The organism is Caballeronia sp. LZ043 (assembly GCF_031451075.1).
In the GTDB taxonomy this organism is placed as follows: domain Bacteria; phylum Pseudomonadota; class Gammaproteobacteria; order Burkholderiales; family Burkholderiaceae; genus Caballeronia.
In genome coordinates this window covers 1,316,262-1,331,381 of the sequence record NZ_JARUXT010000004.1, presented here as the reverse complement: position 1 = coordinate 1,331,381, position 15,120 = coordinate 1,316,262, and the positions used below count along the sequence as shown (strand labels likewise).

The following is a 15,120-nucleotide window of genomic DNA, read 5'->3' as shown; positions in this document are numbered from 1 at the left end:
TCGGGCTCGCCAATGGCGGTTCGCCCCTGTTCTGGTGTGCTCTCGTTCGCCGCTGCTTTTTTATGCTTTATCGATTCATGCCGCCGTGTCCGGCTGAGGCTTCGGCAAGCCCCAGGGCGGCGCGATGCGCCAGATCGCGAACGGCAGCGAATGCGGATTGAGCCGCACGTGCTGACGCCGTCCGCGCCATTCGAAACGCTCGCCCGTCACCTGGTCTTCGACGCTCACCGCGTCCCATTCGTGCACGCCCCAGGCTTCGAGGGTCTGCCACGGCAATTCGATATCCGCGCCCTGTTCGTTGAACGGATCGAGATTGATCGCAACCAGCACGACGTTGTCGCGCGCGGCGTTCGCCTTCTCGAAAAACAGGATGTGGTCGTTATGCGCGGGCAGAAAGTTGATGCCAAGATGCGACTGCAATGCCGGGTTCGCGCGGCGGATGCGGTTCAGCGCGGTGATCTCGGTGACGATATTGCCGGGCCGGTTCCAGTCCCATGCGCGCAGTTCGTACTTCTCGGAGTTCAGATACTCCTCGCTGTTCGGCAGCGCAGCCGACTCGCACAATTCGAAGCCGCTGTACACGCCCCACAGGCCCGAAAGCGTCGCGGCCAGCGCCGCGCGGATTACGAAGCCCGGCCGTCCCGAGCTTTGCAGGAAGCGCGGATTGATGTCCGGCGTGTTCACGAAGAAATTCGGACGGAAGAATTCCTTCGCGTCGGTCTGCGTGAGATCGTGCATGTACTCGATGAAGTCGCGCTTGCTCTCGCGCCACGTGAAGTACGTGTACGACTGCGAGAAGCCGAGCTTCGCCAGCCGGTTCATCACGCGCGGGCGCGTGAACGCTTCGGCGAGGAAGATCACGTCGGGGTGACGCGCGCGCACGTCGCTGATGACCCATTCCCAGAACGGGAAAGGCTTGGTGTGCGGGTTGTCGATACGGAAAATGCGCACGCCCGCATCGATCCAGTGCAGGAACACGTCGCGCAACGAAGTCCACAGTTCAGGCTTCGCATCCTGCGCATAGAAGTCCGGGTTGACGATGTCCTGATACTTCTTCGGCGGGTTTTCCGCGTAACGCAGCGTGCCGTCCGGACGCCATGCAAACCACGTCGGGTGCTCCTTGAGCCAAGGGTGATCCGGCGAGCACTGCACCGCGAAGTCGAGCGCGATCTCCAGGCCATGTTCATGTGCGGCTTCGAGCATGCGCTTGAAGTCATCGAGATTGCCGAGTTCGGGATGCACCGCCGTATGGCCGCCTTCCTTGCCGCCGATGGCATACGGACTGCCCACGTCGCCCGGCTGGGCCGTCAGCGTGTTGTTCTTGCCCTTGCGGTTCGCGACGCCGATCGGGTGGATCGGCGGAAAGTACAGCACGTCGAAGCCCATCTCGCGGATGCGCGGCAGCTTGCCGATCACGTCGATGAAGGTGCCGTGACGGTTCACGTCGTCGCTCATCGAACGCGGGAAGATCTCGTACCAGCTCGCGAAGCGCGCGGCGGCGCGTTCGGCGTCCACACGGTACACGACCGGATCGCGCGACAGGAACGGCCGGTGCCGCGCCGCCGCCACCGCTTTGGCGGTCGTGGGCGCCAGCACCAGTTCCAGCTTGCGCGCGTCGTTGGCCTTGGTGAATTCCTTGACGATGGCGTCGAGCGAGGCGCTGTCGGAACCGGCGTCGCCGGCGGTCTTGACTTCAGCGAGGATCAGCGCGAACAGATGCTTCGCTTCCTCCACTTCCAGTTCTACCGTCTGCCCGGCCTTCAGCTTCTTCTGCATGTGATCGACCAGCGACGCGTAGTCGTCGCGCCACGCCAATACGACAAACTCGTGACGCCCCACGCGTTCCAGCGGAATGCGCGCGCTCCACAGGTCGAGGCCGGCGGGCTGCACGGCGGTCATCGGCGCTTCGTGCCAGTCGGTTTCATCGGCGGCGCGCCATTGCACCGCGGCGGCGATCTTGTCGTGACCTTCGGCGAAGATCGCGGCCTGCACTTCCAGCGCCTCCCCAACGATGCGTTTCGCCGGGAAGCGTCCGTGATCCACCGAAGGCGTGACGCTTTCAATCGACACGCGCGGCGCAGCGATCGCCTCGGCCACCGATTTCTTGTCGGCCGCCTTCGCGCCGCGCTTGACCTGCGGCTGCGCGAGCAGGATGAACGGCTCGGCTTCCGCGCGGAACAGCCGCACTTCGCCCGCATGCAGCGTGAACGGCGCGAGCCGTTGGGCCTGGCCGAGGGTGTCATCGATGGGTGCGAAACGCGTGTAGTTGCCCGGCACCGATTCGAGCAGATGCAGCGTGTCCACATGCACCGGCGCGACGAGATCGGGATTGAAGACGGCCAGCACGGCGCCTTCGCTGCGCCGGAGATCGCCGCCGTCGGCGCGGATCAGTGCGGCGTAGGGCGTGCCCGCGCCAGTCAGCGAGCGCAGTTCACCGACGCTCGACAGCGTCGCCACATTGCGTTGCAGGTCATTGGCGCGGCGGATGCGCGCCGTCAGGTCGATGCGCTTCTCGCTCGTCGCGCGCGCGTATTCGGCCGCGACGCCATACTGCGGCGACAGCGGCAGGCCGATGCCGTATTCGAAGCCCATCGGCACCATCCAGCCGGTGCCGAGCGCGGCGGCGGTGTCGAGCACGCGCGTATAGGCGCGTTCGAGCAGCGCGGTGTCGCTGGTGTCGGTCAGGTCGCCGATGAAGCGCGTGCCGAACGGATCTTCCGGAAACGCCACCGGCGACGCAATGCGCGCCAGTGCCGCGTGCTCGTCGCACAGCCAGGCGCTCTTGAAGTCCCACCAGCGGGTGGAGGTGAAGACGGCGTCGAAGGCGGCATCGGAAAGGCCGTGCAGGTCATGACGCGTGACGCCGACGGTCCACGCGAGCCAGCGCGACTCCGGATGCTTCTCGCGCACCGCCGCGCCGAGGCGCCGCCACACGTGCGCGGGCACCGCGTGCGGTGAATCGAAACGAAAGCCGCCGACGCCCGCGTCGGACATCTGGTTCAGCTCGCGCGCCCACCATTCGGTCAGGCGGTCCGCGGCTTCACCGTTCGTGAAGTCGGCCCAGGCGACATCGCGCTTGCGCGGCGGCATGCGCGGATCGAGGCGCGCATCGGCGCTTTCGAACGGCTGGAACCAGTGCTGGTTGTCCTGATAAAGGCCGCCTTCGGCGCTGACGCGATCGATCACGATATCGACCAGCAGCGTGAGTTCGTGCTTCCTTGCGGCGGCGGCGAGCTGGCCCAGGCCTTCGGCGGCGCTGCCGTCGAACTCGAATACGGGATGCAGACGGTGATGATCGGCAACGGCCTCGCGATGCCCGTTGCTGCCGGGCACGAACGGCGAGCCGATCAGGATGTGATCGAAGCCCAGCGAGGCCGCGTGCTCGAACTGGGCTGCCCAGTTCGCAAGAGGGCCGACGAGCAGGGGATCGATGAAGTAGATACGCGGCGCGTACGCATGATGAGCTTGATGGTTTTCCATCGTTCGTATTTTCCAGAGTCGTCCTGCGGTGGCGGGGATGCGGACTTCGATCGCGATCGCGCTCACGGACCAAACGGCTGAAGAGCCGGTCCGCACGTTCCGGCGCATGGCGCACTGCTGCTCGCGTGCGGACGACAGGCGCGCAACCGGTCGGGTGTCGACATCGGCCTGTTCGCCCTGCTTGCGTCACGCGTTACACGGTGCGCCGGGCGCAATTCGCGCTCGCGGCGCGCCACGCGTTCCCGGCAGTCGATCCCGACGGATGCCCCAGGAACATCGCACGGGGAGGGAGCACGTTGCGTGCCGCGCCCGGCACGCCGGCCGGGTCAGATCTGCATCAGGGCACTACTATGGAGCAAGTGCAGGCGTCGCGCTCACGCACTGCGCGCGACCAGGGTTTTGTCGGTTGTGAGTGCATGCGCGTCCGGTGTCGGCACCGATACCGGCGCGTTCACGGCCTCGGCGGCACGGCGCGGCCGCAGGGCCGTCCGGCTCGGCCGGGCATCGCTCACGCCGGCGTACAGTGCGACCATCTTCGCGACGGCTTCGTTCCATCCGAAATCGCATGACATCGCGTTGCGCTGCAGCGCGCGCCACACTTGCGGACGCATATAGGCGTCGAGCGCGCGGGCGGCGGCGTGGAGAATGTCGTCGGCGCGTTCGCCGTCGAAGAGGAAGCCCGTGGGCGCATCAGCGGTCCGCTGCACGGGGGCGTGTGCGACGGGCTGGTCGTGCGTGCCGTCGCGCAGATACACGGACGGACGCAGCACGTTGGAGGCGATGACATCGGCGTTCTGCGCTGCATCGACGATTGTGTCGGCGAGACCGCCCACGCGCGATGCGATCGGCAGCGTGCCATAGCGCATCGCATACATCTGCGTCAGTCCGCATGGCTCGAAACGGCTGCCGTGCAACAGGATGTCGGCGCCGGCATGCAGCAAGTGCGCGCGCCGTTCGTCATAGCCGATCGTCACGCCGACGCGATCCGGCCATTCCTGCGCCAGCTTGCGGAAGCCTGCTTCGATGTGCGCCTCGCCCTTGCCGATCACGGCCAGTTGCAGACGCGGATGCTGGGCCAGCAGACGCGGCAGCGCTTCGAGCACGACATCGGCGAGCTTCTGGCTGGTCATGCGGCTGCCGATCGCCATCACCGGCGCGAACGGATCGACGGGCAAGCCGAACTTGCGTTGCAGCGCGCGCTTGCAGGCATGCTTGCCGCGCATGTCGTCGAAGGAATAGTTGCGCTCGATGGTCGGATCCGTGGCGGGATTCCACACGTCTTCATCGATGCCGTTCACCACGCCCGACAGCTTGTCCGCGCAGCTTTGCAGCACGCCTTCCATCAGATGACCAAAGCGCGGCGTCAGGATTTCGCGCGCATAGTTTTCGGAGACGGTCGTCACGCGATCCGCGTGGACGATGCCCGCTTTCATCAGACTCAACGCGCCGTAGAACTCGATGCTCTGCGGATCACTCAGCGCATGCACGAGCCACTTCTCCGGCACGCCGAGCGACGCACCAAGCGAGAGCGCGTAGTTGCCCTGGAATGCGAGGTTGTGGATCGTGAAAACGCTCTTTGCGTGCACGCCCGCCGCCTTCATCAGCAGCGGCGTAAGGCCGGTATGCCAGTCATGCGCATGCACGATGTCCGGACGCTTCACGTTGCGGACGCCTTGCGCAATCCGCACTGCGGCTGCCGAAAGCGTCGCGAAACGTACGGCGTTGTCCGTGTAGTCGCGACCCTGAGCGTCCTGGTAGAGGCCAGTGCGTGCGTACAGCTTGTCGCAGCGCAGCAGAAGCACGGGAACGCCGGTGCCGGGCATGCGGCCCCGCAGCAAGTCAGCGTCGCCGCCAGGCAGGCCGGCAAGCGTGCCGACCTTGGTGAGTCCTTCAGCCTGCGCTACCGCGTTCGGATAGGCGGGCAGCAGGATGGTGGCATCGACGCCGGCCTGGCGCAGCGCGGCGGCATAGGCGCTGACCATGTCGCCGAGTCCGCCGGTCTTGGCGAGCGGGACGGCTTCAGAGGCGACCAGCAGAACGTTCAAAGGCAAAATGGGCTCCTGAGCGAGAGGAACGCGCGGTCGATGCGCCGCGCCGGCGAAGCTGATTGGAGTTGTGCATTTGGAAATGGCTGGCGCAATGCAGCAATCGCCGTGCCACCGCTGCCTGGCTTATGTGCGGTGCAGCACGGCGTCGTCCGCCTTTCGTTCGAAAAGAGCGTCCGACCGCACTCGTCCGACGCGGCGCGCAACGGCGTCGGCGGCGCGTGTAAAACTGACAGCGGCGCGCGCCGCGTTTTTACACGCGTGTTCAGTGAGTGTGGGGAAGCCGCGTGACAGCGGCGTGATGAAGGCTGCGTTTCGCCTTCAGCCGCCTCAGCCGTCTTCAGCCGCCGACCAGGCTCGCCGCGATGTTGATCGAGAGTCCCAGCACCGCGAGATTGAAGAAGAACGACAGCACCGACTGGGCAAGCGCGCTGCGGCGCGCGGCGGTCGAGCCAAGCGCGATATCGGCGGTCTGCGAGGCGACCGCGATGGTGAAGGAGAAGTACAGGAAGTCCCAGTAGTCGGGCTTCAGGTGCTTGTCGGGGAAGCGCAGCGCGGGTTCGTTGTCGGGCGACTGATAATAGTGCCGCGCGTAATGCAGGGTGAACATCGTCGGGATCAGGAACCAGGCGCCGAGCATGGTCGCGCCGGTCAGCAGGTAGTTCGGCACGGCCTTGACGCCGAGGCTCTTCGCGGACGCCAGCTCGACGACGATCGCCACGATGCTCGCCAGCGCCGCCACGCTGACGATCATCAGGACCATCGCCGCGTTCTCGTCCTCGCGCTCGGCCAGCGCCTGCACGTCGCTCTGGCCGGCCGTGGCCATCTGCAGCCAGATCAACACGAGATACAGCCACACGGCCGTATCCCAGCCGATCAAGGCGCGCGCGGTCGGACGGAAATGCGCGGGCACCAGTGCGGCGACCACGCAGCCGACCATCAGGCCGATCAACATCCGCGGGCGGTTGCGCAGCACGGACGGGAGGAAGTTTTTTTGCTTGTTATTCGGCATGCACTAAGTCCAGACGGATGCGCGCGATGCCGCAATTATTGCCTATGAGCCTTTCAAACTGCGCAGCGCGTGCTTGGCGTCACGCGGGCGTGCACCATTCGGCTCCGAAAGCGAGCAAGCCCGCACACGCTGTCATCCACCGGCGCTAAGATCGACGCATGAATGGTCCTACCTATCCTGTCGTCTGCCGACATCCCGCCAACGACGCGGGCCGCGATTTCGTGGTCGGCGACCTGCACGGCTGCGTCGATGCGCTGCGCTACCTGCTGCACGAAATCCACTTCGATGGCGCGCGGGACCGGCTGTTCTCCGTCGGCGATCTGGTCGATCGCGGCACGGACTCGCTCGCGGCGGTCGATCTGATCGACAAGCCGTGGTTCTATCCGGTGCTCGGCAATCACGAGGATTCGCTGATCGCCGTGGCTACCGGCGCGATGCGCAGACAGGCGTGGTATGCGATCGGCGGTGCCTGGGCCGAGACGCTCGCCGACGATCAGCTCGGCGACCTCGCGGTGCGGCTCGCGAAACTGCCGCTGGTGCGCATCGTCGGCGAGGGCGCGCGGCGCTTCAACGTGCTGCATGCGGAGTTCTTCGGCAGCGACGCCGACCTCGACACCGCCGATTATTCCGACGACGTCCGCAACCAGATGCTGTGGGGACGCGGTCTCGCGCTTGGTCAGGCGGACCCCGGGCAGCAGCGCGGGCTGTCGCCCACCTACTGCGGCCACACGCCGATGCGCGCCATCAAGCAGATCGGCTCGCAGATTTTCATCGACACGGGCGCGTTTGCGTCGGAAGGGCGGCTGACCATCGTGCAGGCCGGCACGGACGAACGCTGGTCGGTGAAGGAACGCTGGGCCGCCTCCGAAGGCGCCCGCACACTCGCGCTGCCCTGACTCCCGCGCGGCGGCCGGCGCGCCCGGCACGGCCGTTGCTCGATGTCTTGCCATCAGTCGAACAAGAATCAGGCGAGGCACACGGTGGCGAGAATCGGACGAAACAATGAAGCGGGCGGCGGCGCGAGCGACGTGCCGGCCGGCGGCGTGCAGGGTTGCCCGGAAGATCTGCCGCCGGGCCTGCGCTACATGGACGACTCCCGGCGCGGCTATACGCGCGAATGGATCGATGGCGCGTTCGCGTTCTTCAACACGCTGGGCAAGCGTATCGACGACGAAGCCGAGGTGCGCCGCATCAAGGCGCTCGCGATTCCGCCTGCCTATACCGATGTCTGGATCTGCCCCGATGCCCGCGGTCACTTGCAGGCCACCGGCCGCGATGCGCGCGGACGCAAGCAGTATCGCTATCACCCGCAATGGCGCGAGACTCGCGACGCCACCAAATACGAACGCATGCTGGCCTTCAGCGCGGTGCTGCCGAAGCTGCGGGCGCGCGTGACGCGCGATCTGTCGCTGGACGGTATGCCGCGCAACAAGGTGCTCGCGACGGTGGTGCGCTTGCTGGACACGACGCTGATCCGTGTCGGCAGCGAGGAATATGCGCGTGAGAACCGCTCGTACGGGCTGACGACGCTGCGCAAGCGGCACCTGAAGGTCTCGGCGGGCACGCTGCGCTTCAAGTTTCGCGGCAAGAGCGGCATCGAGCACGATGTCTCGGTGAGCGACGCGCGGCTTGCACGCATCATCAAGCGCTGCATGGATCTGCCGGGGCAGGACCTGTTCCAGTATCTCGATGCCGATGGCGAGCGTCACTCCGTCAGCTCATCCGACATCAACGACTATCTGCACGAGATCACCGGCGCCGACTTCACCGCGAAGGACTATCGCACCTGGGCCGGCAGCGTGTTCGCGCTCGCGGCGCTGCGCAGGCTCAAGTGGGACACGGTGACGGAGGCGCGCAAGCATATTGTCGGGACCATCAAGGAAGTGTCCCAGTTGCTGCGCAACACGCCGGCGGTGTGCCGCAAATGCTATGTGCATCCCGCCGTGATCGAGGCTTTCGAGGCGGGCGGACTGGCCGAATCGATGCCGGCGAGCCGCCGTCACGGACTCAAGACCGACGAAGCCGCGCTCGCGATCTTTCTCGAACTGGACGCGAAGCGCCGTGCCCGCGAAGCGGCGCGCAAGCATCGCAAGGGCGCCGACCCGAGCGATGCGCGTCTCACCAACCTGCTCGACGCCTCCAGCCGCAAGGCGCGCGCCGGTGCGCTGAAGACCAGCGGCAAGCGCGCGGCGGCGCAGGCGCTGGAGCGCGTCGCGAAGAAGCCGGCGCCGAAGGCAGCGCGGCCGGCGTCGAAGAAGATCGCGCGGACGCGTTCGTCCACGGCGTTGGCTATCCGCTGACGTGACGTGCGTTGACGTGCGGTGCATTCAGCCGACCTGGTTCAGCTCGAACACATAGTCGATCGCGTGGCCGTTCCAGTTGTATTCGAGATAGGCCGCGTGGTGGCAGTCGCGCAGCATCGTCGTGCGGAGGGCCGCGAGGCACTCGCCCTGCGGGTCGCGCACCGACGGATACGCAATCCCCGCCGCGCCGGCCTCACGCGCCGCACGGCCGAGCGCGCGGCCCGCGCCGTAATCGACGGGATCGAGCAGACGCGCATCCAGGCCATTCCGTGCGATGGCGTCCCCGCGCAAATCCACCACTTCACCGTACGCCGTCACCGAATAGAGGCGCATCTGCTGCCGCAGCGGCGCTTCGTTGGTGGCGCGCAGAAACAGGCTCGAGTGATAACGCGTTTCCTCGATGGCCGTCTGACGATCACGCGCGCAATAGAACACGCCGTAGTGTCCGTCGGAGAAACGGCTGCCGTTGGGATTCAGATGCGTGAACGCGGCCATGATCGGCCCGCAGCCCGGCCCGAAGCAGCGCTCGTCCGGCGGCACGAGATCCAGTTCGCCGAGTTCGGTCCGCAGGCGGTCGTTGGTCATGGCTTCCAGTGCGTACAACGCTTCGAAATCGTGCGGCGACGCCACGCGGTCGAACAGGTTCACAGCGGGAAAGCGAGTGGGAATCACGCGATACGCGGGCGACCAGTCGAGCAGGCCATGCGGCCAGCGCTCCCGCCAGTCGGACGGGTTCTTGCCGAATTCGATACCCATCACGCCCATCCGCCTCGCATCGCATCGAGGTACTGCCGAACGGCGAGCAGGTCGCTGATATTGCCTGCCAGCATGCGGTCGAGCGCCGGCTTGCCGCCGAAGGGCGGCGCGGTGTTGGGGCGGCGGATCCAGGTGTCGGCGGCGCCGGGGTCCGGCAGCAAGATCTGCAACGCCTTGTAGATGCCGAGAATGAGCGACAGGCGCTCGAGCTTGTCGCGTTCGAGCCGCGCCGATTCAGGCGCGTTCTTCCATTTGAAATATGTAGAACGCCCGGGCGAACCCAGCAGGATGATCTGCTCTTCGGCCGTTAGCGACCAGTCCCGGGCGATGTTGATGAAGGCGCGCAGGCCGGCGGCGGAAAGGTCGCCTGTACGCAGTGCCGGGGGCGGCGGCGTGTGGCCTGTCGCCGCTGAATGGGCGCGTGCGGCATGGGACATGTCATCAAGTCTCGAAAGGAACTTGATGACCATATTAGTCCATATGTGGATTAATTCAAGCGATGCATGAACTTTCGTGCTCGGCGCGACGGATCACGCGTCTTCATCGACGGGTCCGTAACGGCGGCCCGGCACATGCGCCCGCAACGCTTCAGCGATCTGCTTGGACGTGCAGTCGGCGGGAAAAATGCGGCACTGGACGCGCGGATCGTTCTTGCTTTCCCATTCGACCATCCGGTAGGCCGGACCGAACAACGGCTCGACCGGCGCCGACAGACGGCAGCGGCGCAACGCGAGCGCGTGCTTCTTGCGCAGCGTCGGAGCGAGATTGGCGAAAGACGGGCGCGCAGTGGTGTTGGCAGGCATGGCACATTCCTCATCGTGGGCGGCTCGGACCGTCATCTGACGGCGCCAGCGGAGCCGGATCGCGCTTGGAGTGTGTCGGCCCAGAATTAAGCGCGCCTTAATTTCGAGATGGCTGAAGACAAGGCGCGTCGAAATGTCACCGGGACGGGGGAAAAATGGCGTTGGCGCGCGGGTCAAGAGGGGTTGCTGCATTTTCACCACGCTGAAATCAGCAGGTTTGCCGGGGCGGTCGATTACTGTATATTCGTACAGCTTGTTCGTCACAGGAGCTTGCCGATGAATCGACACAGCGATTCGCTCGAAGCCGCCGCGCTCGAACGTTTCATGCGCGCGACGCGAGCCGTCCACGCAGCGTTCGACGCCACGCGAAGCGAGCCCGGATTAGAAGCAAGCGGCCAGTCCGCCGCGTGTTCACTCGGGCGACTCGACGCCGCGTTACACGAACTCGACACCTCCGAGCGCTCGCTCGACGCCATCCTCTCGCGCAGAGCGGGCCACTCACCGTTGGAGCGAAACCTTTGAAGCGCGCATTGCTCATTCTTCTGCTGGTCTTCGGCTCGTCGTCATTGTTCGCGGCCGAGCGTTACACGGAAGTCTGGAATCCGCCCGAGGCGCAAGCCGTGAAGGGCAAGCCGAAGTCCCACACGGGCAGCCCGGTCGCCGCGAAGAAAAAGCGCAAGAGCGCGACGGCGGTGAAGCAGGTGGCCGACAAGGCCGCGATCGAAGCGCCTGTCGTCACGGCACGGCCGAAGGCATCGTCGCCGAAACAATCCGATCCCATGATTCCGCGCAAGATCGAACCGAACGGGCAGGTCATGCGCGTCTGATAGCGCCGGACGGGTCAAGAAGATGAAAAAGGGGCGCCCGGTCGGGCGCCCCTTTTCATTTGCGCAAGTCGCGACCCGCTCAATGCAGCGCGGGCGCGCGGGACGTCACAGCCGTCCCATCAGCAAAAGCACGATCACCACGATCAACACGACGCCGACAATACCGCTCGGCCCATAACCCCAACTGCGGCTATGCGGCCAGGACGGAATGGCGCCGATCAGGATCAGGATCAGGATGATCAGCAGGATGGTTCCGATCGTCATTTTGACGTCTCCTTGTTAATTGATCGCGATTGACGAATCGACACCCGGCGCGGCCTCCCAACTGACTGCAACACAGTGCGCCGGGGCGGCGGAACTTGCTGCCGTCCGGTCCGAGGTGCGATCGACGAGAAAAGTAGAGCAATGGCTGTGCCAGTCAGCCTGAAACACAGGCGGCACAAGGCTTCGGGCGTTTCCCGGACAGACGTCGGAACAGGCGGATTGTCAAAAATGACGAGCGAACGATAGAGGAAGCGCAAAATTTGCAACCGGCGGGAGCGCGGATCGCCGCGCTCCCGCCACGCACGCGTTCAGGCAGCGATTCAGAAGATGCCGCGGAACACCCAGAACAGGAAGCCCGCGAGCGCGATCGAAACCGGCAGCGTCAGGATCCACGCCAGCGCCAGGCTGCGCACCGTGCGCCATTGCAGGCCGGAACCGTTCGCGGCCATCGTGCCGGCAATGCCCGACGAAAGCACGTGCGTCGTGCTGACCGGAAGGCCGTAGGCATCGGCGGCGCCGATGGTGAGCATCGCGACGAGTTCAGCCGATGCGCCTTGTCCATACGTCAGATGCGTCTTGCCGATGCGCTCACCCACCGTCACGACGATGCGCTTCCAGCCGACCATCGTGCCAAGTCCCAGCGCTACCGCCACGGCTACCTTCACCCACGTCGGGATGAACTTGGTCGCGTGATCGAGCTGCTTCTTGTAGTTGTCGAGAGTCGCGAGGTCGGGTTGCGAGAACGCGGGCGTCTTCTGCTTCTCCATGATGCGCAGCGCCTCGGACGCGACATACATCTCGTTGCGCACGTTGCGTACGTTGCCTTGCGGCAGTTCAGCCATGGTCTGACTCGGGCGAACCTGCGATTCGATCGAGTCGACGAGGCTGTTCAGCGAGGCCACCGAGTCCGGTGCCAAGGTTTTCGTCTGGACGAACTTCTCGACCTGGGCGCGGGCATCGGCGGCGGGCGCGACGCCGTTGCTGTAGCGCTGCAACGCTTCGGCCGCGCTGTGGCTCACGGCGAGGAAGGTCTGCGTTTCGTTGGCCGTCACGGCCTTGTTGAGCGCATAGGCAGTCGGCACGGTGCCGATCAGGATCAGCATGATGAGGCCCATGCCCTTCTGGCCGTCGTTGGAGCCGTGCGCAAACGAGACGCCCGTGCAGGTCAGGATCAGCAGGCAGCGGATCCAGAACGGCGGCGGCGCGTTCTTTTCCGGCTCCTTGTAGAGCGCCGGCACGCGCACGACGAGCTTCAGCACATACAGCAGGAAGCCCGCGAGAATGAAGCCGACGATCGGCGAAAACAGCAGCGACTTGCCGACCGACACCGCCTGGCTCCAGTCGACGCCCGACGTGCCGTTCGAACCATGCAGCATCTGGTTCATCAGGCCGACGCCGATCACGGAACCGATCAGCGTATGCGAGCTGGACGACGGCAGGCCGAGCGCCCAGGTGCCGAGGTTCCAGATGATCGCCGCGATCAGCAGCGCGAACACCATGGCGAAGCCCTGCGAACTGCCGACGCCGATGATCAGTTCGACCGGCAGCAGTTGCAGGATGCCGAAGGCCACCGCGCCGCTGGAAATCAGCACGCCGATGAAGTTCCACATGCCGGACCAGACGACCGCCAGATTGGGCGTCAGCGAATGGGTGTAGATGACGGTGGCGACGGCGTTGGCCGTGTCATGAAATCCGTTGACGAATTCGAAGCCGAGCGCGATCAGCAGCGCGACGCCGAGCAGCACATACGGAAGTACCGACGATTCCCGCACCGGCGCGAGATCTTCGAGCAGATGCATCACGCAATAGACGACGCCGGCCGCGATCACCAGCAGAAAGATCAGCAGGGCGTAGCGCTGGCCGGGAGAGCGGCCGCTCTCGGTTTGGGGAAAGACAACTTGATTCATGTCGCGTCCTTGAGGCTGGGCTTGTGCGCGTTGCGCGCGTGGGCGGCAAATAGGGAAACGGCGGATGGGTGCGTTGCGAAGCACAATCGCTGATGTTTCACCCGCCGGGTGTCGATTTCGTGAAACACGCATCAATCGCGGATCAATCGTGAATTCATATGATCTGAACGGCGGCGCAGGCGCGTTCGGGAGAAAGCATGACGATATGGATCGAAATCGCGTTGCGGGCGGTGCAGCGAGAGGAGGGGCGGGCCACGCTGATCGCGGCGCTCGAGCGGATCGCCGCATTTGCCGGGCATCCACCCACGCGTGGGTTGCTCCATGTACGCGAGATTCCGCTGAAAGCGCCGGACTGGCGGCTGACGGTCGAAACCCAGGACGGCGCGCGCACCCTGCGCGCCGTCCTGACGGAACAGCCGCCCGTTCCCGGCTTTGCGCGCTACCGGAGCTTCGCGCGACCGGCGGGCGATGATCTCGCCGCATCGCTGCGTGAATTCGCCGAAGCCGAGGCCGGTTTGCGCGTGCCGCTGGCCAAGGCGCATCGGGTGATCGGCTTTGCTGCCCAGGCGGCGCCGGCGGCCGCAGACGGTCGTGAAATCGAGCGTATCGCATGGCGCATCGACATCGAGGGCGTATTCCTGCGCGCGTTGCTTGAAACCGCTGCCGATGGTCATCCGGAACTGCGCCTCGCCGCGCCCGTCGATGGTTCGCTGGATGCGCTGTTCAGTCTCGCCGGCGCGGTCATCGACGCGACGCCTTTCGTCATCGCGTCCGGCGCGGCTTCCGCGCCGAGTGCCGATCCCGTTTGCGCAACGAGCCTCGATGTGCCTCCTTCAGCGACGCGGCGAGCGGCCTTCGTCGCGATGGCGACGTCGGTGGCCGGGCAGTGGTTCGGCAACGAAGCTGCCGCGCGCGACGGTCTCGGCGACGAGCACGTACATCAGTTGCGGGTCGCGCAGAGGCGTCTGAAGACGCTTCTGAAGCTGTTTCGCGACGATATCGACGAGACCTGGCACACGCACATCGCCCCGGAGCTTGCCTGGTTCGGCGGCCTTCTCGCCGATGCGCGCGACTGGGACGTCTTCGCCGGCACGACGCTGCCGGCCTACGCCGCTTCCGACGATGACGCCACCCGCTGGCAAGCGCTCATCGCGGCGGCGGAAGCGCGGCGGCAGGACGCGCGCGTAAGGCTGCGCGAGGCGCTCGCGTCGAAACGGCATGCGCGGCTCGCGCTGGCCTTCATCGAATGGCTCGCGCGCTTCGCGGTGCAGGAGGATGCCGCCCCGACGAGTTTCGTCGCGTTCGGGGCGAGGCGGATCCACAAGGACTATCGCCGGATCGCCAGCGTGCCCGATCTCGTCCGGCTTCCGGCGCAGGAGCGGCATCGCGTGCGCATTCAGGCCAAGCGGCTGCGCTACGCGCTGGAATTCTTCCGCTCGATCCTGTCGTCCCGAACCCGCAAGCACGCCGGCGCGCTGCTCGCGCAACTCCAGTCCGCGCTGGGCGAAGCCAACGATGCCGCCGTCGCCGCCGACCGCCTCGTCGCGCTGCCCGAAGCCACCGACTATCAGCGCGGTTTCGCGCGCGCGTGGAGCGCGGCCACGGCGCGCACGGACGCGCAGGAAGGCGAGCGCGTGTTGCGCGCGCTGCGTCGTCCGCGTCTGAAGGCGTCGTTATAATGCGGCACGCCGGATTGTTTCGATTTCAGTAACGGCGCGACCTC

The 15,120-nt window shown here is 65.8% G+C and carries 13 protein-coding genes; 5 read left to right on the top strand and 8 right to left on the bottom strand.

The genetic code is table 11. The features are described 5' to 3' along the window. Positions 1–75 precede the first annotated feature (75 nt). From QCE64_RS33645 to QCE64_RS33635, 3 genes are all read right to left on the bottom strand, one after another. On the bottom strand, positions 76–3,480 hold the full coding sequence (locus QCE64_RS33645; protein WP_309935280.1) for a maltotransferase domain-containing protein: 3,405 nt from the start codon (positions 3,478–3,480) through the stop codon (positions 76–78). Positions 3,481–3,854: 374 nt separating this feature from the next. After that, positions 3,855–5,531, bottom strand: a complete 1,677-nt coding sequence (gene glgA / locus QCE64_RS33640) for a glycogen synthase GlgA (protein ID WP_310008458.1) — start codon at positions 5,529–5,531, stop codon at positions 3,855–3,857. A 334-nt stretch (positions 5,532–5,865) separates the two neighbouring features. Further along, the gene (locus tag QCE64_RS33635) at positions 5,866–6,537 is read right to left on the bottom strand and encodes a DUF1345 domain-containing protein (RefSeq protein WP_309927197.1); all 672 of its coding nucleotides are present in this window, start codon (positions 6,535–6,537) and stop codon (positions 5,866–5,868) included. 158 nt (positions 6,538–6,695) lie between these two features. Here QCE64_RS33635 and QCE64_RS33630 point away from each other — a divergent pair, with 158 nt between their 5' ends. After that, positions 6,696–7,433, top strand: a complete 738-nt coding sequence (locus QCE64_RS33630) for a metallophosphoesterase (RefSeq protein WP_309927195.1) — start codon at positions 6,696–6,698, stop codon at positions 7,431–7,433. An 84-nt stretch (positions 7,434–7,517) separates the two neighbouring features. Beyond that, entirely contained in the window at positions 7,518–8,837 is a 1,320-nt protein-coding gene (locus QCE64_RS33625) for a DNA topoisomerase IB (RefSeq protein WP_309927193.1), read from the top strand. 27 nt (positions 8,838–8,864) lie between these two features. Here the strand turns inward: QCE64_RS33625 and QCE64_RS33620 are convergent, their stop codons facing one another. The 3 genes from QCE64_RS33620 to QCE64_RS33610 form a co-directional block, all read right to left on the bottom strand. Further along, entirely contained in the window at positions 8,865–9,596 is a 732-nt protein-coding gene (locus tag QCE64_RS33620) for an RES family NAD+ phosphorylase (protein WP_310008455.1), read from the bottom strand. Next, positions 9,596–10,033, bottom strand: a complete 438-nt coding sequence (locus tag QCE64_RS33615) for an MbcA/ParS/Xre antitoxin family protein (RefSeq protein ID WP_309935445.1) — start codon at positions 10,031–10,033, stop codon at positions 9,596–9,598. The genes QCE64_RS33620 and QCE64_RS33615 overlap by 1 nt, the downstream gene beginning before the upstream one ends. Before the next feature lie 93 nt (positions 10,034–10,126). Next, positions 10,127–10,663 carry a DUF2866 domain-containing protein gene (locus QCE64_RS33610; protein WP_310008453.1) on the bottom strand — a complete coding sequence of 179 codons (537 nt, stop codon included), beginning with the start codon at positions 10,661–10,663 and terminating at the stop codon, positions 10,127–10,129. A 12-nt stretch (positions 10,664–10,675) separates the two neighbouring features. Here QCE64_RS33610 and QCE64_RS33605 point away from each other — a divergent pair, with 12 nt between their 5' ends. Beyond that, entirely contained in the window at positions 10,676–10,921 is a 246-nt protein-coding gene (locus QCE64_RS33605) for a hypothetical protein (protein ID WP_309927186.1), read from the top strand. After that, positions 10,918–11,226, top strand: a complete 309-nt coding sequence (locus QCE64_RS33600) for a hypothetical protein (RefSeq protein WP_310008450.1) — start codon at positions 10,918–10,920, stop codon at positions 11,224–11,226. Before QCE64_RS33605 ends, QCE64_RS33600 begins: the two co-directional genes overlap by 4 nt. Positions 11,227–11,331: 105 nt before the next feature. On the opposite strand, the gene QCE64_RS33595 is transcribed toward QCE64_RS33600, so the two are convergent. Both QCE64_RS33595 and QCE64_RS33590 read right to left on the bottom strand, forming a co-directional pair. Continuing rightward, positions 11,332–11,490, bottom strand: coding sequence for a DUF3309 family protein (locus QCE64_RS33595; protein ID WP_086971801.1), 159 nt, complete (start codon positions 11,488–11,490; stop codon positions 11,332–11,334). Between the two features lie 320 nt (positions 11,491–11,810). After that, on the bottom strand, positions 11,811–13,397 hold the full coding sequence (locus tag QCE64_RS33590; protein ID WP_309927182.1) for an inorganic phosphate transporter: 1,587 nt from the start codon (positions 13,395–13,397) through the stop codon (positions 11,811–11,813). 197 nt (positions 13,398–13,594) lie between these two features. Here QCE64_RS33590 and QCE64_RS33585 point away from each other — a divergent pair, with 197 nt between their 5' ends. Continuing rightward, positions 13,595–15,076, top strand: a complete 1,482-nt coding sequence (locus tag QCE64_RS33585; protein WP_310008448.1) for a CHAD domain-containing protein — start codon at positions 13,595–13,597, stop codon at positions 15,074–15,076. Positions 15,077–15,120 lie beyond the last annotated feature (44 nt).

What these genes read in the sequence shown, in the direction of transcription:
- QCE64_RS33645 (WP_309935280.1), bottom strand. Translation starts at nt 3,480, where the DNA reads ATGGAAAACCATCAAGCTCATCATGCGTACGCGCCGCGTATCTACTTC.
- QCE64_RS33635 (WP_309927197.1), bottom strand. Translation starts at nt 6,537, where the DNA reads ATGCCGAATAACAAGCAAAAAAACTTCCTCCCGTCCGTGCTGCGCAAC.
- QCE64_RS33630 (WP_309927195.1), top strand. Translation starts at nt 6,696, where the DNA reads ATGAATGGTCCTACCTATCCTGTCGTCTGCCGACATCCCGCCAACGAC.
- QCE64_RS33620 (WP_310008455.1), bottom strand. Translation starts at nt 9,596, where the DNA reads ATGGGTATCGAATTCGGCAAGAACCCGTCCGACTGGCGGGAGCGCTGG.
- QCE64_RS33615 (WP_309935445.1), bottom strand. Translation starts at nt 10,033, where the DNA reads ATGTCCCATGCCGCACGCGCCCATTCAGCGGCGACAGGCCACACGCCG.
- QCE64_RS33605 (WP_309927186.1), top strand. Translation starts at nt 10,676, where the DNA reads ATGAATCGACACAGCGATTCGCTCGAAGCCGCCGCGCTCGAACGTTTC.
- QCE64_RS33595 (WP_086971801.1), bottom strand. Translation starts at nt 11,490, where the DNA reads ATGACGATCGGAACCATCCTGCTGATCATCCTGATCCTGATCCTGATC.
- QCE64_RS33590 (WP_309927182.1), bottom strand. Translation starts at nt 13,397, where the DNA reads ATGAATCAAGTTGTCTTTCCCCAAACCGAGAGCGGCCGCTCTCCCGGC.
- QCE64_RS33585 (WP_310008448.1), top strand. Translation starts at nt 13,595, where the DNA reads ATGACGATATGGATCGAAATCGCGTTGCGGGCGGTGCAGCGAGAGGAG.